Origin of the sequence: Enterococcus sp. DIV1375a (assembly GCF_051712205.1) — a bacterium.
Classification (GTDB): domain Bacteria; phylum Bacillota; class Bacilli; order Lactobacillales; family Enterococcaceae; genus Enterococcus; species Enterococcus faecalis.
In genome coordinates, this window is record NZ_JBIOOM010000001.1 from 2,556,175 (window position 1) to 2,581,154 (window position 24,980).

Genomic DNA, 24,980 nt, shown 5'->3' on the forward strand with positions numbered 1-24,980 from the left:
TTGTATAATAACGTTATATCGAAAGGAGAGAAATGAATGAGTGTAGTATTAGTACTTTTGGGTCTATTAGGGTTACTTGTCAGCGGGGGACTGACTATCAAAGCATTAATTAAGAAACAACCGAAAAAACAATATGGCTATGCCGCGTTAGCAAGTGCCGCTCTATTTATTGGTGGGGTTGCCACGACAGATTCTTCCCCGACACTTTCACTTGATGCAGAGAGTGTTGAAACCGATGCCAATGGCTCAGCCACCATCAAAGGCGAATATGACGGCAACAGCAAACTAACGGCCAATGGCAAGGAAGTAAAAACAAAAGACAAAACGTTTGCTTACAAAGTAAAACTGTCCGATGAAAAAACGCAAAAAATCACCTTTGTTGCTGAGAAGAAAGATACCAAAGTTGAAAAATCAGTCGAAGTCACACCATCAAAAGAATTTATTGCAAGCATCACAGATTCTGAACAAGAATTGGCCAAAACAGAAAAAGCCTTAGCTTACGCTGAAAAACAACCTTCTCAGAAAAACTATGATGAAGCCGCAACCTTAGTATCTTCATTAAGTCAAGAATACGAGGAATACAATGATCGCCTTGAAAAAATCAAAGAAGCAGTACCTGTTGATGAAGCAGTTACAACTGCTGAAAAATCTAAAAGTAAAAGCGATTATCAAGCAGCTGAAAAATTAGTAGCTGCTGCCCCAGTTGGCAAAGAAGGATTTCAACAACGATTAACGACTGTTCAAACCGCTATCGCTGAAAAAGAAAAAAATGAACAATTAGTCGCCAGTGCAACTGCCGCTGTTGAAAAAGCTGAACAAGAACCAACCAATGAAGCTTACTATAATGAAGCGGTCAAACAAATTGACGCTTTAAACTCCCCAAATCAAGCTTTAACAAAACGGGTAGCCGTTGTTAAAACTCAATTAGATGCCCACAAAGAAAAACAACGAAAAGAAGCAGAAGCTCAAAAACTAGCCGCTGAAAAAGCGCAAAAAGAACAAGCCGAAGCGGCAGCAAAAGCGCAAGCTGAAGCAGAGGCGCAACAAGCCGCACAGGCACCGGCGGAAGTCGAGACGGCTGCTGCAAATGCTGGTCCAGAAACAAGCACAACTGTTCTTGTGACACCAACTGGCAGTAAATACCATGCACGCAAATGTGGAAATGGAACCTATACAGAAACTACTTTAGAAGCAGCTCTAGCAAATAACTTAACTCCTTGTTCTAAATGTTATTAATTTTTGGGTAAAATAAAGAAAGAAGTGAGAGATAAAATATTTTATTCCTCACTTCTTTCTTTATTAATAATTTTTTCTTTTATTGATACACACTGATTCGTTGATTTGGGTGTACATTACTTTCCACTTCATCTAACATGGCAACGGCGTAGTCTGCGTAACTAATGTAGCTGTCACCTTGACTATTGGTTGTTAATTCTTCGCCAGCGACTTCATAATGGCCTGTCGCAGGACCTTCAGCATCAAACATGGCTGCAGGACTAATATAGGTCCAGTGGATGTTTTGAGCTTCTTTCAATAAGTTTAAAGCTTCGCCCATCGCCGAAGCTAATGGCTGAATTTCTGCTGGGAATGATGGTGTATCTTTTAATTGAGTTGTGTGTTCTGGGTCCACATACAAGGTTCCAGCGCCCCCAACGACAAACAAGCGCGTTTTTTGATTGGTTAAAATCTCAATCAAATGTTTGGTAGATTTGGGGAAATCTTGCACATCAGGGAATCCTAAGGCACTAATTAATACATCAAACGCTTGAATATCTTCTGTTGTTAATTGATAAACATCTTTTTCAATGGTCGGTGTGCCATCTGTTATTTTTGAAGCATTACGAACGATGGCTGTCACGTCCATCCCGCGACGTTTAGCTTCTGCTAAAAGTAATTGTCCTTCTTTTCCTGTTGCTCCTAATACTGCTACTTTCATGTAAATCATCCTTTCATTTTTAAATAGAACTAAAATAGTTACATTTAATACTTTAAAAGTAGAGAGATTACTTATCCCTCTTAACTTCTATTTCATGAATCACATCTGCTAAGGTGATGCTTTTCAATTCTTCTTCCATTTTTTGTTGCACTTTAGTAAATTCAGTTTCTAGTACCGATTGGATATTTGCCCCAACGGAACAGTTTGGATTAGGATTTTGATGAATATTGAAAATCTCTCGTTCCAATTCAACCGCTGTGTAAATTTCATACAGTGAGATCTCTTCTGGTTTCTTTAATAAGGTATTTTTATTGGCTCCACGCATGGAATGAATCAAGCCGGCTTTTTTTAACTGGCTCATTAGTCGTCGAACAACGACTGGATTCGTATTCACGCTCGAAGCAATGTATTCAGAAGTCACTTGTTCTTGAGGACCTGTTTCAATCAAACTTAAAATATGAATCGCAACACTTAATTTCGTTGACATGGCCATGTCTAATCACTCCAAACTAAATGTAACGTTATTTGTTACATTTACAGAATACGCTGTTTCGTTTTATTTGTCAATGAGAAACCTCTGACTATTCAAAATAAAAATCAGTTGTTGAAACAACACGGGCCCCAAACGGCATTAACGCTAATTTCGCCAATTTAAAGGATTGTTGCCCAAACGGAATACCGATGATTGTCAGACAAAGCAACAAGCCACTAATACAATGCCCAATTGCTAATGGTAGTCCACTGATAATCAGCCAAATAATGTTTACCACCAAAGATACGCCGCTATCACTATACACGACTCGCTTTTTAAACGGCCAAAAGCTCAACCCCGCTAATTTAAAACATTGTAAACCAATCGGAATACCGATAATTGTAATACACCAAATCACGCCTGCGAATAGCCAAGATAAGCCACCAAAAAAGCCGCCAAAGATGAACCATAAAATATTGCCAAGTGTTTTCATTCTTGTTCCTCTACTTTCCTCATTAAAAATTATGTATGTGAGTAAGTATACCACGAAAGCTTCTTTTTGTTTCAAACAATATTGTAAGGTTGCTGACTCGTTAAAAGACGAAGACGCTGTTTCATGATACAATGAAGAAACTAACGATAAAGGAGCAGACTTCATGGACTTACATTTAACCGTTGATCTAAAAAAACAAAGACACTCATTGATTTAGCCGATCAGGCCCACTTAATCATTGAACAAACAACTAAATTACCGAAAAAAGAGGCAGCGATTCTTTTCTTGCTAAGAGATAACCAACTAGTTGCTTTAGGACTTGCTGAAGAAAAAGCTACATATAAAGAAGTTTCTTTTGATCACTCGATTTTGTTGAAACCGACTTGGGACACAGAACTTGCCTATTTAGCGCAAGCTTTCCTAGATGATGCGAAAGAAAGTGGTTTAACATTGGAAGCAACCCCAACGACAGTCAAAATTCCGAAAAGTGCGGTAGCGACAGTGACTAACTATAAAGAAACAGTCACCTTTATCTTGGAACGTTTTGGCTACTCTCTGTTTAAAAAACCGGCGCCGAAGAAAGCCAGACCAGCCAAAGCACGCCACAAATGGACAAAAGAAGTCAGCCAAATTCCTTTTTATATTGATACTCGACAAAGCAAAGCAACTGTTTTTTGGCAAAAGCGCAATGAAATGCTTATTAAAGCTGGCGCGACAATGATGCCCGAAGCCCCTTTAAATAAAGACGGGTCTGTCGGTTTCTCCGCTAGATTTGGTGAAAAACTTCGTGATGAACGCAAGAGCCAATTTAAAGACTTTGTCACAACGGAAGATATCGTCTTAAAAAGCGTTAATGAAGTCGGCTTGTTTCTCTATTTTGCTGGAACAAACAGCTGGTTAGAGCTAGTTGATGAGAACGGCAAAACCTTAAATGAATGGACTGTGGTGGAATAAACCTTATAAAAAATGTCGCACCTGATTTTTATGATTCAGGCGCGACATTTTTTTAATTTAAATAACTTTTTGCTATCGCTTGATACTTATCAATCATATCTAAATAATTATCAATTTCGACATATTCGTCGACTTGGTGTGCAGTAGTGGTCACACCTGGTCCAAAGACAACGCAATCAAATGTATTGTCTGATTTAGTAAATTCAGCTAAGTCTGTGGTCCCAGCGCTTGTCACTAATGGTAATGGTTGATCAAATTGGGCTTGAATGGCTTGAATTAACGCAGAATCTTTCTCAGCTTTTACAGGAATTTTATTGTAATCAATCGTTAATTCTAACTGATGTTTTTCTTTTTTGTTCAATTCATCGACAATTTTTTGTAATAATGCAATGACTTGGTCGTTGCTGAATTCTGGAATTGAACGGATATTCCCTTGCAAGGCTGCTTGACCTGGAATACTGTTCACTTGTGTGCCACCTTTAATGACGGTTACATTGTGAATCGTTCGGCCTAATTCAGGATTTTCATAGTTTGCTGTGACTTCCGCCATTTGTTGGTTTGCTTCTGTAATAAATTCGTTCAAATTATTAATCGCGTTAATGCCTTCTTCTGGCATCGAACTGTGGGCTTCTTTTCCGTGTGACACAACAGAATAGTTAATTGAACCCATGTGCGCATACATCAAGTTATAATTGGTTGGTTCTCCAATGACTAAGGCACTTAAATCATCCGCATAGCCTTTTTCAGTTAATTGGCCAGCACCTAGCTCACCGACTTCTTCACCAACTGTACCTAAAAATTTAACCGCTCCATTTAATGGAACTTCCTTTTCTTTTAATTCAATCATTGCTAAAACCATTGCGACTAAGCCGCTTTTCATGTCCGTTGCGCCACGGCCATACAATTTATTTCCTTCAATATGGGCCGCAAATGGCGGGAAAGTCCATTGACTTTCGTCCCCTTCAGAAACCACGTCCATGTGGCCACTAAACCCTAAGACTTTTTCTCGGTTTTCACCTAAATAAGCAACCAAACTACTACGATTTGGTGCATAAGAAACAAGTTCAGAAGGGATCTCATATTTTTTCAAAAGATTTTGTAAATAGATTGCCACTTCTTCTTCGTTTCCATTTACAGATTTAATTTTAACCACATCTTGTAAAATACTAATTTTTTCTGATTTTTCCATTGCCATTCGCCCTTTCTTGTTATGCTTAATTCTAGTGTACGCTTCTCTCAGTAAAACCGCAACTGACTTGGTTAGGTCAGCAAAAAACACGCGACAGTTTTAAGAAATGTCGCGTGTTTTTTACTGAGTTTATTTTAAATAATTAGGCGCTGCCAATTCATTTTCAATGACTTGATCAGGAATCACAAATTCAGGAGTGCCCATATAGTAAGGCGCAATCTCTCCTTGGGGAAACACAATCACTAATTGGTGTTTTTCATTGATATAGAAAGGTTGGTCCTTTTTAATTTTTTTGAAGGGTTGAACATCACTGGGGGCATCCTCTTTTTCGGACCAGTATATTTTATTGCTATCGTTCTTCATTTGGTCTGCTATTTGTTGTTTAATTTCACTACTAATGACATCAATGTAAAAATCATTTTTAAAAATTAAGGGGAGTGAAACGACAACATTGGCTCGTTTGTCGATGGTGTCATATTTCGTTGTCGTCGCAGAACTGCCTTTAATTTCTGTGAAGGTTCGTTTGACCACTAGGAAGCGACGGTCGTCCACGACTTTTTCATAATCTCCAGTGACTGAAACACGAGAACCATCAAACAATTGCCCTTTGACTTGTTGAAATTCTGTTTGGGCTTCTTTCAAGTATTTTTTGTTGAGCGTGTCGGCTACTGAAGATTCTTGGGATGTTTGGATTTTAGGGACATCGATGTTTACTTCACTTTCCTGTTTTTTCGCTGTCAACGTTTTGATGGTGACTAATTGAACAATTTTATCTAACACAGGAATGTTGCGGGCTGCTTCACTAAAACCTGGAAACAAATTGACTGATAAGACAAAGCCACAAGCCACTACTAGACTACTTTGCAGTGAGCGGTTTCTAAAACGAAGCCAGGTGTACCGCTTTTTCTCTTTATGAAAACGCGCTTTGACTTCCGCTTGTAGATCCGTTGGCAACGGTTGTTGGCGGTATTCTTTTGAAAAGTTTTTAACAACACTTTTTACAAAATCTTCCATTATTTTTTCGCTTCCTTTCTTTTACTAATTCAATAGACTTCGGAGTTCATTCAAACTGCGGTACATCTTCGTTTTAATCGTGTTTTCGTTAATATCCAGGATCAAGGCGATTTCTTTTAGCGTAAATCCTTCAAAAAATTTTAATAGAATAATTTCACGATTGGGACTATCTAATTGATTAATAATTTCTTCAATTTCTAAAAAACTGCGTTGGGGATTATTTAAAAGGTCTAACACATGTTCATCTTTTTCAATATGAACAGCTTCTCGTTTCTTTTTACGCCAATAATCTGTCGCTACAGAAAGCAGAATTCGAAAGAACCACGCTTCAAAATCCTTAATATCTGGTCCTTTTTGGATGGCCTTCAGTGCCTTTTCAAAGCTTTCTTGAATCACATCCAAGGCATCTTCTTTCGAATGTGTATAGTTAAAGGCAATGCGATACATTTTTTCATATTTGGTATCCACAAGCGTTTCTAACGCGCGAATTTGTTTTTTTCTTTTCCAACCATCGAAAACCATCGATTTCTGGAACCTCCTTTCCTGTACACTTATATAGACGAATCACAAGCATAAAAAGTTTCAACTTTTTTATTATTTTTAATTTTTATATTCTAAAAGAAAAAGCGTGGTACAAAAATCACTTTGGATTTTTGCTTCACGCTCAAAATCTGATAAATGGCGGGAACAGAACCAGCTCCTTCGGAAATAAGCCGAAATTATCCAAAAATTAAAGAACAATTTCCGGAAATTTCTTCTTATTTCTCGGAGCTAAGCGGTGCTGTCCCGACCTTGTTTTCTTCTCCCGAGTGCGGTCTTAGTGCACTCAGCGTTTTAATAAAATGCGACCAATCAACAGGACGTGGTGGCGCTAGCCAAATAATTTGAGTAATCTCAGGCCAATCGACAAAATGAATATCCGATAAAATTAATTGTACACTTTCATCTACATGTGCTTTGAAAATGATATTCCATTCCGTAATTTTTTCAATATTTTTTTGTATCATACGATTATAGGCTTCACCAAAGGAAAAGTCGACACACAATGTAATCGGAGCCAAAACTTTTTTCAATGGTAACGCATCCACCATTAACAACAGATACCGATAAAATAAAAACTGTCTGGCATCCCAAACAGCGGGATTCGTTTTTTGTTCTTGAATAAATTGTCGACTAGCAGAAAAATACTCTGTATACGTTTCTGCAAAGTAGGTTATATCCATTTTGCGATAACTATAGTTTGCTTCTATTGGAAAATGGAACAATTTAAAATGAACGATTGTTACTTTTTGTTCAAAACCTTGCAGGACTTCCTCGGAAAGCTGAAATTGTATTTTTAAATAGCTTAACAAGTCACGATTCAATTGTTGAATTTCTGCAAATCTTTGGCAAAGTGCTGCTGAAGCTACTTGAAGCCACTCTTCAGCAATTAAAAATAAGAGTAAATAATTGCCTTCGTTTGTTCGTTGTGGTTCTGGGATTTGAAGACTCTCTAACCAATTGAAAACATTCTGCTGATTGTCACCGGCTAATTGTTTTAACACTTGCGAATCTACTTTTTTCTCTACATAAAACTGTTGCTGCGTTCGTACTAAAGAAACCGCCAAAAAATGAAAACATTTAGCTTGTGCATAGCCCGCACGCTGATTAAGATGAACCTTCTCAGAAAAAAATAGCTCAAAGTTCCGAATCTGCTCTAAAACTTTTTTACCGTACAATGAAAAATCACGTTGGTATAATTGTAAAAAAACCAGTGTTGTTACTTCGCGTAAATTGGTTTCATTTCCCACCAAGTGAAATTCTTTATTAATTGTAATTTGGTAATTTTCCAGCATTTTCTTTAATTCCTTGAACTCCTTATAAGCCAATGTGTGACTAACAAAGTGTTCTAAAGCAAACTCATTCACAGAATCAAAACGCTGAAAAAAGAAATCTTGAAACATAGCAAAACGTAACGACTCTTTAATATAGCAATCAATCAAAGTAGCGGAAGTTTCCGTTCCTGATTCATTAAGCGTTAAGAAAATACCATCGCTCACAATTTGAAAATCCTCTGATAAACCAAATTCAATAAAATCAGCATTTAATTCAGCGACCGTTTTGTTCACGATAAATTCAGATAATTCTAACTCCTGCATTACGGTTTCTTTTGACTCTGTTAACATCGGTGCATTTTCCAGTAACTGAAATAAGGCGATTTTTCTTTTATCCACTTTATTTAAAAACATCATCAATATCATAGACTTCTCTCACATCCATTTTTTTCCCATACAATCCATTTCCTGAAAGAAAGTACCCAACCGCTGCTAAATAGCTTTCAGATTCTTCATCGCCGCCTGCACCAAGTCCGTTAGGAAAGACAAAATCTTTATTCACTTGTAAGGAATGAGCCGTTGTTTCTTTTGTTTGTTTCTTTTTTTCTTTTGACATTGCCGGTTTCTCCACAGGTTTGTCTTTTTTCTTGGGTGAAGGCTTTTTTTCTTCAGAAGGAACCGTAGTTTTTTGATCTTCCGGAGGGGTTGGCGCAGGTTGTTCCGGTTCTGACTTTTCCTGAGGGGTGATTGATTCTGGTTTTGGTTGAATTTCTTCCGTTGGTTCTAAGGGATTATAAATAGGTGTCGCCAATGTTTGAATTGGTTCTATTTCGACAGCCGTAAAAATTAGCAAAGAACTAAATAAAAAAAGATACTTTTTTCTCATGGCTTCTCACTCTCTCTACCTCTACTTTATGGGAAGCAATTCCTTGTAAAAGTACCTTTACTTTTACAAGGAAAACCCTTTTTGTCAATAGATAGCCCTTTTTATTGCTCAGATTGTTGTTCTTCCTCTTTTTTCTTTTTACGATACAAGAAGAAAATCAATAAGAGCAGCGCTAGAATGATTAATGCAATCAGTAGATACAACCACCAATTGGTTCCTTTAATGGTTACGTCTTTTTCATTTAATTCTTTAGCGACGTCCCCAGAAATAGTAAATTCTTTTGTAAATTCCCATTTGTACAGGTACCGTTCTTCACCATTGGCACCTTTGACTTGATAGGTACCCTTTTCATCTTTTACACCATAGGCCGTTGATTTCAAGACATATTTTCCTGGCGTTAATCGTTCCCCTTTTAAAGAAATTGGGTAACTAAAGTTAGAGTTTGGCGCCACTTGCATATCCTCAGTATCGGATTGGTAAAGCGTTTCGCCTCCTTTTGAAACAGTGTTGATTAAATGTAATTGGTTTAAGTAGGCCGCTTGTGGGTTTTGTAAAGAAACATTGATGACGTTTCGCGCGTTGACTTGGCCTGGTTTAACCCCTAGTAATTTTAAATCTGGTTGAACCTTTGTCTCATTTTGCTGAAGAATAATAGCCACAACATAGGAGTATTCATTATTAATAGCTAACCCTTTTGATTGATCCGCAGAAGTCGTTGTTTCTTTCTTTTTCTCTTTGAGTGTTATACCGCCAGCCATCACGCCATCAAAAGAATCTTTAGGCATCGTGATGGTTAAAGGTAATGTCTTTTGGGAATGCTTCGGCAAGATGATTTCTTTCGGTGCTTCCACATAATCTTTTAAGTTAAAGCGTAAAGTTTTGTCAGGTTTGATTCCGTTTTGGCCATATTCTACTACGCCATTTAAATTTGTTGTCGCTGAGTTCACCGTATTTTCAATGGTAATGTCTTCATCTGTATCATTGCGTAACTGAATTTCTACGGTTTGTTTGGCACCAGGCGCCATTTTTAAGTCAAAGTAGGTTTTTGATTTATCCACTTGATTTTCGGGAATTGTTGGTGTGACCGCAAAATTAAATTCAAAAGCGTGCGCCTCCACGCCAATCCAGCCAAATAACATACAAGCGATTACCGTTGCATATACTTTCCATCTGTTCATATTCATTCTCCTATGTCTTTCATTCTTTGTTGTATTATAAGCACCAAAAGACCGAAAGATAAGCCAAAAATTTTTGACTTATATCCCGATCTTGCGTGTATGCTGTCGTTCTTAGTTTCCTGTGTTAGCAGGTGTATCTGTCAAAGTCCAAGTAAAAGTTGTCGTGTATTTTTTCGCATATTTTGTGGTTGAACCAGGTACTTCTAATGAAATACTTGTTTTAGCGGCATCTACACTATCGCCCCAGCTCATTAAGTACGTACCCGCACCTTCTTTATCGCCAGCAGCCATGACCACTGATTCAGCCCCAGTTGGGTTTAATTCAATCGTAGCTGGCGCTGTCGTTGGTTTTGCAGATTGTGAAGCTGAAACCACGCGTCCGTTGCTTAAAGTTACTTTGGCCGCTGTTAGTTCTTGGTTGGCTTCAGTTTTGAATTGACCATTTTGTTTTACTTTTAACGTCCAACCTGTTTCAGTCCCACGATTATCTGAGACTTGAACAAAGTTCGGGCCTTCTTGATCGGCACCAGCGTTATCTTTGTATTTTTGTGTTTCTGCATAGTAGGTCATATTTTTTGAGGTAATCGTTTGTTCCCCAAAAGATAAGCTAGATGCATAGTCAATGGATAACGGACCTGCTGTCCCTGGCTTAGGCCCTGTCGGATCAGTTGGATCAACTGGCGTAATTGGTTTATCCGGGTCTGGATTCGTCGGATCAACTGGATTCGTTGGGTTCGTATTTGGTGCAAATTGAATCGCTCCGTTTGTTTGGTATTCACCACCGTCGACTGCTAATGCACTCATTGGTACAAGTGCCAATGCGCCTAAAGTTGTGGTTGCCATCAATGTCATTACTTTTGTCTTTTTCATTTATTTCCCTCCATTATTTACTGGTACATCTGAAAGTAGCCAAGTCAATGTTGTTTTATATTGTACTGCATCCTTAGGGGTTTTCCCGGGAACAGTTAGTGAGATTGCCCGTGTGATTGTGGCATTTACTTGCTGTCCTTGTTGATTTTTTTCGGTCACTTTTTCTGCTTGCCCCCACAGCGTGATCCACGTTCCGGCGCCGGTCTTTTCTGGGGCTTGCATGACAACAGTTTCTGCGCCCGCAGCATCTAATTGAATGTTTGCGGTAGCAGTTGGCGGCAATACGTCCGTCGCATTTGAGCGCACACTGGGCTCAGTAAAGGCGACGGTGGCGCCTGTTAATTCTTTGTGTAATGTTTCTGCATTACGAAATTGACCATTTTGTTTCACTTTTAAAACCCAGCCAGCATTGGTTCCCCGTAAATCACTTACTTGTACATAATTAGCAGTTGCCAATTCACTTGCTGAACCATCTGGGTTTTTATAGGTTTGCGCTCTGGCAAAATACGTTTGATCCTTATTCGATATCTCATTACTCCCAAAATCCAAACTTGAGGCATAATCGATGGAAAGTGGCCCAGGTGTGCCTGGATTAGGTCCATCAGGATTCGTTGGATCGACTGGTCGAACTGGTTTTTCTGGATCGGGATTTTCTGGATTCACTGGATCCGTCCCATCTGTGCTTGGGGTAAAAACAATCGACTGTTCGCTATCAAAAACGACCGTCGCCGCTTCAGCAGGAACAGTGGCGCCAAGCAACATTGTTCCGAATAACAAGGAGTAGACGACTGTTTTTTTCATTTACTTAGCCTCCAACATTCGTTGGTACAGATTTCAATGTCCATGTTAAGGTCGTACGATATTCTTTTGCTAATTTAATCGCTTTACCTGGGACATTTAATTTCACGGCAGTAGCACCTTCTGTCGCATCTTTCCCAAAACGATAGACCCAAGTCCCCATTCCTTTGCCATCTTCTGCTTTGACTAATTCTACTTCTGTTCCAGGAACAAAGGTATGTGCTGCTGTTGGTGTTGGCGCGTATGCAGCATCAACAATCGATGTCACACCTGCATTGGCAATCGATAAAGCGGCCCCAACTAATTCTTCATTTTGGGCTGTTTTGAATTGCCCATTTTGTACAGCGCTTAACGTCCAGCCTTCTTGTGTCCCACGTTTATCCGTTACCTGAACATAGTTGGGACCTGTTGTCCCATCTTTAAATGTTTGAATTTGTGCGTAATAATCTTTCGTATCGGAAGTGATTTTTTGGGCGCCAAATTGAAAGCTTGAAGCATAGTCAATTGATAAGGGGCCTGCAGTCCCTGGTTTTGGTCCAGTTGGGTCAGTTGGATCTTCTGGTTCAACTTTTTCATCTGGATTGGTTGGGTTAACTGGCTTCGTTGGATCTGTATCTGGTTCAAATGTAATGGCGCCATTACTTGTATAGTTCACGTTAATGTCTTCCGCAAATGCTTGTTGTGTCGCTAGGACACCGCTAAATCCTACAATCCCTACTACTGCTAATACTGTTTTTTTCATCTTCTCTTCTCCTTTTAATAAATAATATGCCTATAGTGATAAGGCTGATTCCCAAATAAATAAATGGTGCTTGATTGGTGGTACCTGTCGCTGGTAATCTTCCTTGTCGCGACCCATATACGCCAGAAGAAAGGACGGATGAAGCGCCTCCGTCAGCTGGCTTGGTGGGTTCGGTCGTTGTGGAAGAATTACTAGTCGCTGTTGTCGACTCTTCTGTGGGATATTCATACGTTCCATAAAAGGAGACAACACCACTATTTTCATAAGCTGCTTCCCCAAACGCAGTGTCTGAATGACAGAAGCTGAAAAGACCTAAAAAACAACTAAGCAAAAGGTATTTTTTCATCTCACTTCTCTCCTCCTTGTTATGGTGCCATGACTAATGACCATGACAATGTCCCTTTGAATTCGCCAACTTTTTGTTTCTCGACTGGCACAGATAGTTTAAGTCCCCGTTGGTTTGCCGCACCCCAACCTTGGTTAATTGTATAACTACCTGAACCGGAGCCTTCATTTTCTGTAACAACCGTATCTCCCTTATTGAGTAAAAATTCTCCTTTGTCTGTAACCAATGACAAATCTTCCAATTGATCTGTGCCGTTCGTTAAGGGATTCGTTACCTGAACATTCAGTTTCCAAGGCGTACTTTCTGTCCCGCGTGTGTCTTGAACGACTAAATCATCTGAAAGAGTTGGCCAGTAAACTTCTGGCTTGGCAGAAATTTTTTGTTTGCCAAAATCAATTGTTTTAGGTACTTTTTCTAACGTTAATTCACCTGAAATAGACACATTGACTTTTTTATTTAACGTTTCACCAGCTTCTGTAAATTGATAATTGGCTGGCACCGTTTTGGCTAATTCTTCTGGTTTCGCTTGCTGAATGGCTTGGAAGGTTGCGGCATCAAGACTTGGTGTTTGATTGGCCCGACCATCTGCGAAAATCACCGTTGCTTGTGTCCATTTTGCCAACTCGTCTGAATTCGTTAAGCCATTTGCTTCTTTTAATTTCAAATGCGCACTTGTCGCATACAAGGCAAACGAACGATCTTTGGCAAGGACACTTTCATTTTTCACAACAACTAAATGAACCGTTTTGTTTTGCAAATTATCTCCTGACGTCCCTGCTTCTAATTGAATATCATGTGTCCGCGATACAGTTTTTTCTGCTAACGGCGCTTGAATTTGTGGTAAATCCGTCTCTTTTAATGAGGTCTTGAAAAACGGCCGACCTTTTGCGCCAAGCATTTCTATTACTTTATCGACAGTCGTTAGTTGCGCTGCCTCATCTTCTGTGACAATCACCGATTGCCCCGAAAGTTCCACTTTATTTGAAAATTGAACTTTCACCTGATAACTGTAGTTCATATTCGTCGCTTTCCATGAAAGCGGGGTGGTATCTTTCTGCTCTGGAATTTGCTCTATCGCGCTCCCAACTTCACTAGATTTAACCGTTCCTTGGTGCAACCAAGAACCTGTTACTTCGTCAGGAAGGAAGCTTAGGGTTGGTGTTAAAGCACTTGAGGTCGGAATCATCAAACGTCCTTTTTGAACTTTTTGTCCAGCTACTTCGGTGCCCCACGCTTGTAAGGTTAATGGCGCATTGCCGGCTTTGACCTCTTTTACATCATGAGAAATAGTACCTGCACCTGCCACAATTCCAGGCGTTTCCACTTCGTAATCGATGATAGAGCCAGGAATTGCTATTCCATAGCCATTGGCGCCCTTGGTCACATCGTTATCGCCAATAAATGTTTTTCCAGTCGCTTTTTCAATCCCATGAAACGTTGTTGGCATAAGTTTTGTAGCATTATTGACCGTTGGATTAATCGTCAAGACCTGATAGGCTTTGACATTTCCAAACCAAGTCCCTGTGCTATCCACCAAAGCAGTTGTATCTGTCGTTGGTTTAATCCATAAAAGTTCATCTTTTGTTGGATCGACAGCTTCAAAATCCGCAATGTTTACCTTACCTGTACCAGGAATTGTTTCTAATGTTGCATGATCCTGAACCGTTAGTTTGCTAGCTGAAATTAAATTGGCCGTGTTGGTAATCCCAATTCCTGCATTTTTAGATAGATGAATTGATCCGAATTCATTGTAAGTCGTACTATGATTCGCGGCAGTAGCAGAAACGCCATTTTTGATGTTCCCACCATTAGCCATTAATTTAATGCCATTGGTGACATTTAATTCCGTAAAGTTGACAACGCCTAAGCCTGTCGCATTTAGTGGTTCTGTTTGATAGTTATTGGTGCCGTCAACGTTAGTCCCAAAGTTAAAGGCCACTTTATTTGAACTAGCATTCACAATTGCATTAGTGAAATTATCTGTTGATGAACCACCGGATAAACCGTTAATACTAACTGCACCTTGAACATTTGCGGTAACATCACGTAAGATTTTTCCGCCACTGATATTGGAATACTGTGTCGCATATAAATTTCCAATACTAGAACCCGCTGCTTGAATATTCATTGTAATCTTGCCGTTCTTAGTATACGCAGCATTGGTTCCACCATCACCGTAAATGCTCCCCATTTAAAGATTCCACACCTGTTTTAGTGAAAATATTTAAAGTAATTGTGTTTGATTCATCCGTTCCTAGTGTCGTATTTTGACCATAGGGCCGACCACCAGTAATGTAGGTATTACCAGGCAACTTAAACTCTCCGTTGTAGTTTCTTAAATCAATTAAGAGTTTGGCATTTCCAAGAAGTGAGCCCGCATTGGTAATCCCACCTGAAAAACCGTTCGCGCCTGTCCGAGGAGTTCCTGAGAAATTTCCTCCGTAGATGCGATTGTCTGAATTACCAGTAATTGTATGGCCACCGCTTGCTCCATAAGAAGCGCCCATCGAAGCATTAATTACTCCTTCATAAACCGTTACGCCGACATTCCCAACATTTTTGGCATCATTCCAGCCACCGCCTGAAAGAAACCAATCGACTTGACCATTATTAACGATTGTTTGACCGTTTCCATAAACTCGAGCTGCTTGATAGCCTGTTCCTTCTAATGTGTCAGCAATCCCGCCATTCAATGTGTTAGAAGTATTGCCTTCAACGACACCTGAAAAAGAGCCACCATATGTCCAGCGAGCAATGGTATTATTTAAAACAGTCTTAGTATCTCCTTTTATATAGATATCCCAAGTATCATTACTAGCAGGATAGCCGCCGCCACCAACAATATCCCAACCTGAATTATTACCACGACTTTTATTGGTCGTTGAATAATCTAAACTCGTCGGTTTTGCGCCTGAATAAGCCATACCATCGCCACCTAAAGACCCATCACCATTCGCTGTTCCCACTTCAATTGTTGTATTTCCTTCGATATAACCGCCGCGGCCAGCTGCAGTTGAGTAAATTGCACCATTATTAAACGAACCGCTGACTAATTTAGAAGAAATATTTCCAAAAACTTTAAAAGCTGCTGCTGATTTGGCTAATTCTGCTCTTTGTTGTGGTGTATAAGCATCATACGTTGCTTCATTTGAGGCCCCAATTTGACTCTTGTTAAATTTCGAAACATTGTTACCAGCACCGCCGTTAAAATCATTAATACCACCAGCGGAATTCGTTCCTGCTGTAACCACATTCGTAATATCTCCGATGATCGTTCCAGAATATTGGTTGCCTCCTTCAAAATCTGCACGACCCGCACTATACAACTGTGTATTTAAATTTGTAGTAATTCCATCAGTCGTACGATTCGTTCCTATATCGCCACGGGAAGAGCCCCCAATAAAACGTTGACCCGCTGTATACCAACGGCCATATCCAGAAATATCGTTTGTTACTTTTCCACCAATATTTCCGTATTGAACACCGCCATAATACGTACTTAATTGGAAACCTGTAGCAGCATTCGTAATCGCAACCTTTGTTGAGACGTTACCAGTAACATTCGCTGTGTTGGTTGCGTTGGTCCCATAACCGCCCCCATAAATTGAAGCAATTCTGCCACCAGAATCATTGACAATCAATGAAGTATTCCCAGTCACTGTCCCAATATTGGCGCCCCCACTTAATGTATTTAGTCCGCTCCGTGTATTGTTAATAACAATTGTAGGATTTCCAGCTAAATTACCACCATTTTGGTTTCCGCCATAGAAATTCCATGTCCCTGTACCTGTACTATTTACTGTTAAAGTTGGGTTTCCTGAAACATCTCCTGTATCCGTTCCACCGTATACGGTCAGACCGTTTCCACTAGAACCGCCATTCAAGTTCAAACTGTAACCATTTAAATACATATTCGTACCTATATAGTTTAGATTTCTCAAAGTGATGTTTGAGCCAAAATAGATATTTTGATTAAATCCTAACGTCTTAGAACCCGTTGGCGCCGTTTGATCCATACTAATCGGATCCGCACTGTTTCCAGTAATCACTAAATGATTGACCTTGCCTTGCAAGGCGTAAAAAGTCATATTACTTGCCGTAACGGTGTCAGGAATCACTTTAGCGGTGGTCGCCGCACTCGTCGTAATATTGTTTCCTATATAAAGAGTGAAATCGCCATTGTTCCCCTGTTGATACAAATCAAACAAGGCTTCTTTCAAGCCAGCCTCTGTCGATGCATATTCTTTGTACGCTGCTCCATCTCCTGCAGGACTTGGCACAACAATCACTTTTGTTTTATCCGCAGGGGCAATTGTGTCCGCAATGGACTGATCAACTGAAACAGCTCTGGCCATGCGTGTCCGTTTCTGTTTAAAGACAGCCGTAAGTTGTGTATCTTCTGAAAACTCTAATTGAAGAAGTTCTTCATTTGTATATGTTTTTCCTTGGTAAGACCAGCCAACGAAAGTCGCATTTTCCTCACTATTCGCCCATTTTGGTAATTCTTCTGTCCGAAGTAGCTGATTTTTTTCTTTTACCACTTGATAACTTTTGGCATCATTTAGAAACAAAGCTTGATCCGTTGTTTCAAAGGTCAACGTGATTTGCTTCTGCTCTTCGCTTGGTTTTGTTTCTGTGGAAGAGGTGGTTACTTTTTCTGTGATAGCACTAGATTCCGTCATTGATGACTGTTCTATAGAATGTGCGCTGCTTTCTTTTGTTGCTTCACTTGTACTGGTTTCTGCTGTTTTTGGCTGTGTCTGCGTACGTTCTGTTTGTTGCTCCCCTTCAATCGCCCACGCTGAAACAGATAAAAATGGTTGTACAAGTAAACAAGTTGCCAATAAAACAGCGATTTTCTTTTTCATTAACTTCATCACTCCTCCCTCGAAGTAAACTTTCCACAACCAACCTATGGCTCAAGTATACGAAGTTTTCTTCTGATTTTTTTAAAGATATTTTCTTAATTTCAAAAAAAAAATTTATTTTTTAATTTTCTTTTTGTTAACTAAACGAATTTTTTGCTGTTTTTGTAAGATAAAAATGTTAATTTGTTCACAAAAATAACAAAAACGTTGTTTTTAACATTAAAATTAACAAACGAGTTCGTAGTATAGCACGGATTTTTTCTCATGTAAACATCATTAAATAAACATTTTTGTTTAATTTATACATATTTCCCAGCTAAAAAAATGACAAAAATAAATAAACAGAGGCCTTAGAAATATTTCTAAGGCCTCTGTTTATTTATACGTATTCACAAACTGGACTGTTTCTTGGTAACATTGTTTAGCTTCTTTTGTTTGATAGTCGAATTGATATTCATGGGTGATCGTTGCTTTCTTATCTTTGAAAAAGAGAGTTGAAACTGGAACATTTAAAGTTTTTAACCGCTGAACCAAGGCTAGTCCTTGATCTTGGAATGAAAAACTATTGCCATCTGTTAGATACGTCGGGGGAAATTCTTTGGTGACTTTATCCACTAAACTCACTTCTTGCAGTTCTGCACTCGTCTGCCAGTCTTTAGTGCCGAGCAAGGACCAAGCCACTGTTTTAACGAAAAATTTCATAAAACGATTATCACTTTGTTGGTTGGCCATTTGTTTCAAATCCACTGGACCACAATACGAGAGTGTGCCTTTTAAATGGCTAGCCGGCAACGCTGCAGTCATCCCTAGTTCTTTGGCATAGTTGGCATTGGTTTGAACTGTTGCATATTGTAGAGCAATCTGTGCACCCGCACTGTCCCCGCCAATAAAAAGCTTAGATAAATCTAACATGGGATACGCTTGTTTCTTTTCTAACAAAAATTGAACAAGTTCATTGACCTGCTGGAGCTGGCTTGGATAAGGTGCATCTGGTGCTAATTCATAATTCATTGAAATAAAGGCAACTGAGGAATCAGCCACTAAACGTGTCGCAAACTCTTTCATCCCAGACTTATCTCCTCCCACATAGCCACCACCATGGACCCATAAAACGACTGGTACCGCTTGTTTTGACGTTTGGGGATAATACAAATCAAAGGTATTCTTTTTTCTTGAAGAAGGGTATGTTTGATTTTCTTGCAATTGAACATTGGGCAATGCTTTATCATAGGAAGCTGAATCTTTTATTTCAACTTCGCCTGCGAATAACTGGTTGATGACCCAAGCGCCTGGCTTAGGAGATAATTGAAAGGCGAGAAACACACCTAAGCAAATAACCACAATGATTCCTAACAACCAAAGGATAAAACGTACGATTTTTCTTTTCACTCTATTCACCTGCTTTAATTTGTAGCAAAATTATAGCATGTTTTTTAGCCAAAGCGTTTATTTTGAAACAGCTTTTTTAGAATTTGATGTACTTTTATTATTTGAAATGCCCTCTTAAAAGCTGTAAAATGAACAAAATGACTTTAACCTTTAGGAGGTTGCCAAATGAAAGCTCTGATTTCCATTGATTATACGAATGATTTTGTCGCCACAGACGGAAAACTAACCACTGGTGCCGCTGGACAAGCCATTGAAACGGCCCTTGTTCAACAAACAAAGCACTATTTTGACAATGGCGATTTTGTGGTTTTTGCCATTGATGGGCATGACCCCCTAGATCACTATCATCCTGAAAATAAACTTTTCCCGCCCCACAATGTCTTAGGAACTGACGGGCGTAATCTGTTTGGCTCGCTAGCTGATTTTTATCAAGCTCACAAAAATGAGGCAACCGTTTATTGGATGGACAAACGGCACTATTCTGCTTTTAGTGGCACGGATTTGGACATTCGGTTACGAGAACGAGGAATTACAGAGCTTTGTTTAACTGGTGTTTGTACAGATATTTGCGTGTTGCATACGGCTGTTGATGCCTATAATTTAGGCTATCAATTAATGATTCCTGAACGCGCCGTTGCTAGTTTTGATGAACAAGGACACGAATGGGCATTACGCCACTTTAAACAAACTTTAGGAGCAACCATTCTATAAAAAGACTGGTCAATCCGACCTATCTATATTCAAAAAATCCTGTGAACAACACAAACATACTAAGAGTAGAGGGGAAATTCATCGACGGATGAATTTCCCCTCTACTGCTCTTTTAAGCGTATAGTTGTAAGTGAAAGGATGACCGAACATGGCCTCTTGGGCTTCGAGCCCGTGTGAAGGAAATTAGGAACGAGATGAATCAGTGAAGAACCTTTCAACACTTTTCAGGAGATGAAAATCATGTATGTACTTGCTTTAGATGTCTCAATGGGAAAAAGTTACGCCGTTATTTATCATGAAACTACTTGTCTTTTTGAACAAGAAATTCTTCACGATAAAACACATTTCAATGCACTTCTTCAAGAAATCTATGCTCTTCCAGAACGACCACAGATTGTTTTTGAAGCAACCGGGGTTTATTCAATAGCCATTGAAACGTTTTGTCAAAAGAATCATTTCACTTATTGTTTATTCAACCCTTTAGAAGCAAAAAGGCAACTGAATAGTGACTTACGTTCAGTAAAAACGGATAAACGAGATGCCCATCGTCTCGCACAAACGCACGGTCAATTTCTGCGGAAACAAAAACAATCACAATCAGAAATCTATGAACAAACACGTGATTTAGCACGCTTTTATCAACAAATTGAAAGTGACATTAAACACATGAGAATGAACCTTCATACCGCTTTACAACTACCATTTCCAGAATTCGAACAGGTTATCAAAACTCGCCTTAAATCTTGTCGAACTTTTCCCTCATCCCGATTACTTGGCACACTTAAGTCAAAACAAGCTGAAAAATGTGTTAAAGAAAATACGGATAAAAAAATTTCCAATCAAAAAGCCTTGGCTAAAGCACAAAATTCTTATCCAGCAGAACCTATTCAAAGCATTTCTGTTCAAAAAGTCGTGTATTATGCCCGACAATTGAAACAATTACTGATGACGAAAGATCAACTCACCAAACAGCTAGTTGAAACTGCAAAACGAACAATAGAATTTGATTTCTATCAAAGTATCCCTGGAATTGGGGAACTTTCTGCAGGACTAATTATTGGTGAACTAGAGAATATTCGGCGTTTTACGAGTTAAGCGGTCTAGCTTGTAAATTTGTAAAGTAACCGATTTGCCAGACAGAGATAACTGTTTTGCTAGTTCTATTGGATTAGCTAGTTCTGGGCGGTTGCCGTTGTCTCTCGATTGTTTCTCACTGAAAATAATGTTACAACTCTTTAACGCTTCTTTCTAAACTTCAAAGCCTAACTTTTGTCTGTCGTCTATGCTACTAACTCGTGCATATCCGATTTTATCTTGTCAAGTTTATCCAAATTATTGGATTGTTGTGTCTTTAGTCTCCGCATATTGAAAACCTCCTAAGTATATATTTATTGTTACATCTATATAGTAAGGCTTACTAATTGGGATGACTAATAAATTGGACAAGAAAAAAGCTTATAATGGTTGGAGTTGTGAGGCTTTGCGACAATAATGTATGATTTGCTCTTTAATGTTTATTTTCAAAATATTATTTAATAGATAATTGCTATAGTTAATATTTGCTAACATGATATAATAAATACAAATTGAAAATATTCATTAATTTAGAAGATAAGGAGTGAAACAGGAAATGAAAAAGGTGGATTTTCATATTCACACATTACCTAACAAGTTTAGCGATGTAAATTTTGAATTTTCATTTGAGTTTTTAGAGTCTTACGTCAACGATATGAGGCTAGATGCAATCGCTATCACTAATCATAATCTATTTGACATCAAACAATACGAAGACATAAAAAGTAAACTTCCTTGTATTGTTCTTCCAGGCGTCGAAGTAGATATTGATAACGCCCATTTATTAGTTTTATGTCCAGAAAATAAGGTAGATGTGTTTAATGAACAATGTTTAAAACTGAATGAGTCCATTAATGATAATAAAAAGTGGATTGATTTTGAAGAGTTCGAGGAAATTTTTTCTAATTATGAAGAATATCTTTTGATTCCTCACTACAAGAAGAAACCAAAAATAAATCAGACCACGCTTAAAAAATTTGGTAACAACATTTTTGCTGGAGAAGTAAATAGTCCAAAAAAATTTCAAGTTGTAAAGAATAACCCTAATGACCTAGTGCCAGTTTTATTCAGTGATTTAAGAATATCAAAAGATAATTTAAATGAGTATCAAAATAATGAGAGAAATAAAAAATTTCCAATCAGACTAACTTATTTAGAAATTGAAGACATTAATGTTGGAAGCTTAAAACTAATTCTTGGAGATAGAAGAAATGTATTTTTGTCTAGCAGTAAAAATGATGATTTATTTCAAATTTTATCTGACGGAACTGTAGCATCTACAAAATTGAATTTAATTGTAGGAAAACGTTCTTCTGGTAAAACATATACGTTAGATCAAATTATTGAGTCTTTCTCATCTGAAAACGTGAAGTATATAAAACAGTTCCAGATTACGAATGAAAGTACTGATAAAAAATTTGAAAAGGTTATTAAGTCCAAGCAAGAGAATATTGTGGAAAACTACTTGTCTCCAGTCAAAAATCTCATCACAGAGATGATGGAGATTAGTCACAATTACTCCGATGAACTAGAAAAATACCTATCATCATTAATAGATTTTGCAGAACAAGAGTATTTAAATGATGAGTATTCTAAACAAAGATTGTATACCGAAGTTAAATTTAACCCCCTAAAGCCTTCTGAACTCAAGAAAGTGATTGATTCATTAATTAACTTATATACTACAAAAACCTATAAAGAAATGATTTCAGAATATATTGATGAAAGTAGTTTGAAGCAGCTTTTAGATAAAGCAATTATTAAATATAAGTATTTGTATTTGGAATACAAGTTAAAAATGGAGGTAGATTTAATTAGTTCAGAGGTTAAAAAGGCATTAAGGAATAAATCATCAAGAAATCTTATTGATGAAGTAGATTTCTATAAAGCGTACAAGCAAGATGAAATCGTTCGCAGATTTAACCGAACTATTAATGCTTTAAAAAAAGAAAGTGTTATTAAGGAAACAAAGTTAAATAGATTTAAGTCTATAGTAAAAAAACAACCATTCGAAAATACATCAGAGGTAAAAGCGGCTTTAAAAACAGGTACTGGAATTGCAACTGAATTTAAGAGTTTATATGAACAGCCTTTTCATTTTATTTTGTCCTTAAAAGATAAAGGTATTCCTGAAAGTGATTTATATAAAGCCCTTTTCAAAATCCAATATAGCGTTGTAAATAAAAACGGTTCTCCTATTTCTGGAGGAGAAAGAGCAGAATTCAATTTGTTGGATAGTATTGATGATGCTAGGAATTATGATGTTCTACTCTTAGATGAACCCGAAGCATCATTTGACAATGTTTTTATAAACGAAAGTATAATCCCTAAAATAAATGAAATAGCAGAGAATTCAATAGTATTTGTTGTAACTCACAATAGCACTATGGGTACACTGATGAACCCAAATTATATAATTTATACTGATTTTGACGAAGATGGGTTTGGAAATGGAGTAGAAAAGGAAGAATGCTATAAGGTTTACACAGGAGCATTTTCATCAAAGGAACTTAAATCTCAGTGCGGAAAAACTATGAAGAACTTTGTTGCATTGATTTCAACTATGGAAGCAGGAGAAAAAGCATTTAAGAATAGGAGAAGAATATATGATAATCTTGAAAATTGAAGAAGGAAATCCCACATTTTCTATCGATGGGATAAAATATGAAAATATCAATAAAGTTAATAAAAATGCAATACTCAATCTAATGAAAGTAATATATGAAAGCGAACTAACAGATATTTCTGATTTTTGTAATACTGATATAGAAACGATCCAAAATCCAGCTGATAAAATTGTATATGAAAATATATTAAATAATTTAGAGGATTTTATTTCTAAAAGAGATGTGCTAAAGAAGGAAGTTAATGAATTATACAAGGAAGTAGATTCTCTATAGCAATTAGTATTTTTTGATTTCATCTTGGTAAAATGTTGTATCTTCGAATACTATTTCACTGAATGAGCTAATAGAAATAAATAGACCTTCTTTTACGAAGGTCTATTTATATGGGCGAGTCCATCTCATTTAGTATTATTATTTGTCCTTATGAAAGTTAACACTTCTGTCCCACGCTCTTTTTTATGCTCATTTTAACTCCGAGCCTGCGGATTAGTGATAACTAGCATTCACAGAATAAGCAGAGACTGCTAGCTGATAGAAATTAGCTACTCATAAAAGAGTGGGGAAGCCCACTTTTTTATAGACCAATGACCGTTGCAAAGAAAGGAACTACTAAAACAGTAACTACGCCAACCACTACGACAGAAATACTAGCCATAGCAGCCTCTGTTTCGCCCATTTCCATGCCAACTGCCACACCTAGGGCATGTCCGGCCGCACCTAAAGCTAAACCTTTGGCGATTGGATTGTTAATCTTAAACCATTTCAATGCAATTCGACCCAAGGCATAGGTTAGTACACCATTGAAGATTACGGTAAACGCCGTAAATGATTATCCATGCCAATCACTTTTCCTGCAAAATAAACAGCCACTAGCGAACCAAAAGAACCAATTGTTAACGCCGTTAAAATTTCTAACCAATATTTTTTCAACACGTCTCTCTTTTTATATAAAGGAATCGCAAACGCTACTGTCGCAGGCTCTAGAAAGAAGCTGATATATTTGCCACCTTCATTGTATTGCTCGTAACTAATTCCTGTTACTTTTAAAACGACAACGCCTAAAATCATCGCAACGAATAATGGCGTAAATAAGAAGAAACCTTTACTTTTTTTAAACAACCAAGTACCTATGCCAAATACAGCTAATGAAATAATAATGCCAACATACGGATTCATGCGCGAACCTCTCCTTTCGCTTTCTTCGTTGCTGCGGGTTCTTTTTCTTTTCGAGCATCTTTCATATGCAATAAAAAGGCGCCCGTCCAACCAGTTGTTGCTAGTAACGCTAATGTTGCTACTAAAATAACAAAAACAATTTGAACGCCAAATTGTTGCATAATCCCTAAAGAATTAACTAAGGAAATCCCTGAAGGAACAAATAAAAATGTAATAACCGTTGATAAGCTGTTACCTAGCCCTTCCACTTGCTCCAATTTAACAACTTTTGTACATAAACCAATGAACAATAACACCATGCCAATTACTGAAGCAGGCATTGGTATTGGGGAAATGAACGCCAAGCCGTTGGCGATTAACATAATAATGGCAAAAACTGCTGCTTGTTGTAAAAATGAATATACTTTCTTTTCCATTCTTCTTCGCTCCCTTTTGTCTGTTTT

General features: G+C 38.0%; 19 protein-coding genes and 4 pseudogenes. 6 read left to right on the forward strand and 17 right to left on the reverse strand.

Features of this window, described 5'->3' with window-relative positions:
- Nucleotides 1-36 precede the first annotated feature (36 nt).
- Nucleotides 37-1,236 carry a hypothetical protein gene (locus tag IGJ63_RS12430; protein ID WP_033594256.1) on the forward strand — a complete coding sequence of 400 codons (1,200 nt, stop codon included), beginning with the start codon at nucleotides 37-39 and terminating at the stop codon, nucleotides 1,234-1,236.
- Between the two features lie 79 nt (nucleotides 1,237-1,315).
- On the opposite strand, the gene IGJ63_RS12435 is transcribed toward IGJ63_RS12430, so the two are convergent.
- From IGJ63_RS12435 to IGJ63_RS12445, 3 genes are all read right to left on the reverse strand, one after another.
- On the reverse strand, nucleotides 1,316-1,945 hold the full coding sequence (locus IGJ63_RS12435; protein WP_161634294.1) for an NAD(P)-dependent oxidoreductase: 630 nt from the start codon (nucleotides 1,943-1,945) through the stop codon (nucleotides 1,316-1,318).
- Between the two features lie 58 nt (nucleotides 1,946-2,003).
- On the reverse strand, nucleotides 2,004-2,429 hold the full coding sequence (locus tag IGJ63_RS12440; protein WP_002383201.1) for an Rrf2 family transcriptional regulator: 426 nt from the start codon (nucleotides 2,427-2,429) through the stop codon (nucleotides 2,004-2,006).
- Between the two features lie 88 nt (nucleotides 2,430-2,517).
- Nucleotides 2,518-2,901: a YccF domain-containing protein gene (locus tag IGJ63_RS12445; protein WP_002354850.1), complete on the reverse strand. Its 384-nt coding sequence runs from the start codon at nucleotides 2,899-2,901 to the stop codon at nucleotides 2,518-2,520.
- A 163-nt stretch (nucleotides 2,902-3,064) separates the two neighbouring features.
- On the opposite strand from IGJ63_RS12445, the pseudogene IGJ63_RS12450 reads away from it, so the two are divergent.
- A pseudogene (locus IGJ63_RS12450) lies at nucleotides 3,065-3,855 on the forward strand (hypothetical protein).
- 52 nt (nucleotides 3,856-3,907) lie between these two features.
- Here the strand turns inward: IGJ63_RS12450 and IGJ63_RS12455 are convergent.
- The 12 genes and pseudogenes from IGJ63_RS12455 to IGJ63_RS12510 form a co-directional block, all read right to left on the reverse strand.
- Complete coding sequence (locus IGJ63_RS12455) at nucleotides 3,908-5,044, reverse strand: ArgE/DapE family deacylase (RefSeq protein ID WP_002367472.1); 1,137 nt, start codon at nucleotides 5,042-5,044, stop codon at nucleotides 3,908-3,910.
- 129 nt (nucleotides 5,045-5,173) lie between these two features.
- A complete protein-coding gene (locus IGJ63_RS12460; RefSeq protein WP_002387401.1) occupies nucleotides 5,174-6,058 on the reverse strand; it encodes an RsiV family protein in 885 nt (294 codons plus the stop codon).
- A 24-nt stretch (nucleotides 6,059-6,082) separates the two neighbouring features.
- Nucleotides 6,083-6,580 carry an RNA polymerase sigma factor gene (locus IGJ63_RS12465; protein ID WP_033594252.1) on the reverse strand — a complete coding sequence of 166 codons (498 nt, stop codon included), beginning with the start codon at nucleotides 6,578-6,580 and terminating at the stop codon, nucleotides 6,083-6,085.
- Between the two features lie 236 nt (nucleotides 6,581-6,816).
- Nucleotides 6,817-8,298 (reverse strand): helix-turn-helix domain-containing protein, encoded by a 1,482-nt coding sequence (locus tag IGJ63_RS12470; RefSeq protein WP_002378832.1) that lies wholly within the window; start codon nucleotides 8,296-8,298, stop codon nucleotides 6,817-6,819.
- Nucleotides 8,273-8,758 carry a hypothetical protein gene (locus IGJ63_RS12475; protein ID WP_033594251.1) on the reverse strand — a complete coding sequence of 162 codons (486 nt, stop codon included), beginning with the start codon at nucleotides 8,756-8,758 and terminating at the stop codon, nucleotides 8,273-8,275. The genes IGJ63_RS12470 and IGJ63_RS12475 overlap by 26 nt, the downstream gene beginning before the upstream one ends.
- A 101-nt stretch (nucleotides 8,759-8,859) precedes the next feature.
- Entirely contained in the window at nucleotides 8,860-9,942 is a 1,083-nt protein-coding gene (locus tag IGJ63_RS12480) for a DUF916 and DUF3324 domain-containing protein (protein WP_438746565.1), read from the reverse strand.
- Between the two features lie 105 nt (nucleotides 9,943-10,047).
- Nucleotides 10,048-10,806 (reverse strand): WxL domain-containing protein, encoded by a 759-nt coding sequence (locus IGJ63_RS12485; protein ID WP_002383195.1) that lies wholly within the window; start codon nucleotides 10,804-10,806, stop codon nucleotides 10,048-10,050.
- Entirely contained in the window at nucleotides 10,807-11,607 is an 801-nt protein-coding gene (locus tag IGJ63_RS12490; protein WP_002385162.1) for a WxL domain-containing protein, read from the reverse strand.
- Nucleotides 11,608-11,611: 4 nt separating this feature from the next.
- Nucleotides 11,612-12,346, reverse strand: coding sequence for a WxL domain-containing protein (locus tag IGJ63_RS12495; protein ID WP_002365407.1), 735 nt, complete (start codon nucleotides 12,344-12,346; stop codon nucleotides 11,612-11,614).
- A complete protein-coding gene (locus IGJ63_RS12500) occupies nucleotides 12,303-12,692 on the reverse strand; it encodes an LPXTG cell wall anchor domain-containing protein (RefSeq protein ID WP_002354835.1) in 390 nt (129 codons plus the stop codon). Before IGJ63_RS12500 ends, IGJ63_RS12495 begins: the two co-directional genes overlap by 44 nt.
- Before the next feature lie 19 nt (nucleotides 12,693-12,711).
- Nucleotides 12,712-17,569, reverse strand: a pseudogene (locus tag IGJ63_RS12505) (hypothetical protein).
- 366 nt (nucleotides 17,570-17,935) lie between these two features.
- Nucleotides 17,936-18,949, reverse strand: coding sequence for an alpha/beta hydrolase (locus IGJ63_RS12510; protein WP_010776194.1), 1,014 nt, complete (start codon nucleotides 18,947-18,949; stop codon nucleotides 17,936-17,938).
- Nucleotides 18,950-19,114: 165 nt separating this feature from the next.
- On the opposite strand from IGJ63_RS12510, the gene IGJ63_RS12515 reads away from it, so the two are divergent.
- From IGJ63_RS12515 to IGJ63_RS12530, 4 genes and pseudogenes are all read left to right on the forward strand, one after another.
- The gene (locus IGJ63_RS12515) at nucleotides 19,115-19,660 is read left to right on the forward strand and encodes a cysteine hydrolase family protein (RefSeq protein WP_002383189.1); all 546 of its coding nucleotides are present in this window, start codon (nucleotides 19,115-19,117) and stop codon (nucleotides 19,658-19,660) included.
- Nucleotides 19,661-19,891: 231 nt separating this feature from the next.
- Nucleotides 19,892-20,752: pseudogene (locus IGJ63_RS12520) on the forward strand (IS110 family transposase); the annotation flags it as partial.
- A 538-nt stretch (nucleotides 20,753-21,290) separates the two neighbouring features.
- A complete protein-coding gene (locus tag IGJ63_RS12525; protein WP_438746567.1) occupies nucleotides 21,291-23,360 on the forward strand; it encodes a hypothetical protein in 2,070 nt (689 codons plus the stop codon).
- Nucleotides 23,341-23,634 (forward strand): hypothetical protein, encoded by a 294-nt coding sequence (locus IGJ63_RS12530; RefSeq protein ID WP_023895429.1) that lies wholly within the window; start codon nucleotides 23,341-23,343, stop codon nucleotides 23,632-23,634. Before IGJ63_RS12525 ends, IGJ63_RS12530 begins: the two co-directional genes overlap by 20 nt.
- 301 nt (nucleotides 23,635-23,935) lie before the next feature.
- Here IGJ63_RS12530 and IGJ63_RS12535 read toward each other — a convergent pair.
- Together IGJ63_RS12535 and lrgA are read right to left on the reverse strand one after the other, a co-directional pair.
- Nucleotides 23,936-24,537: pseudogene (locus tag IGJ63_RS12535) on the reverse strand (LrgB family protein).
- Nucleotides 24,534-24,953 (reverse strand): antiholin-like murein hydrolase modulator LrgA, encoded by a 420-nt coding sequence (gene lrgA / locus IGJ63_RS12540; RefSeq protein WP_002354829.1) that lies wholly within the window; start codon nucleotides 24,951-24,953, stop codon nucleotides 24,534-24,536. Before lrgA ends, IGJ63_RS12535 begins: the two are co-directional and overlap by 4 nt.
- Nucleotides 24,954-24,980 lie beyond the last annotated feature (27 nt).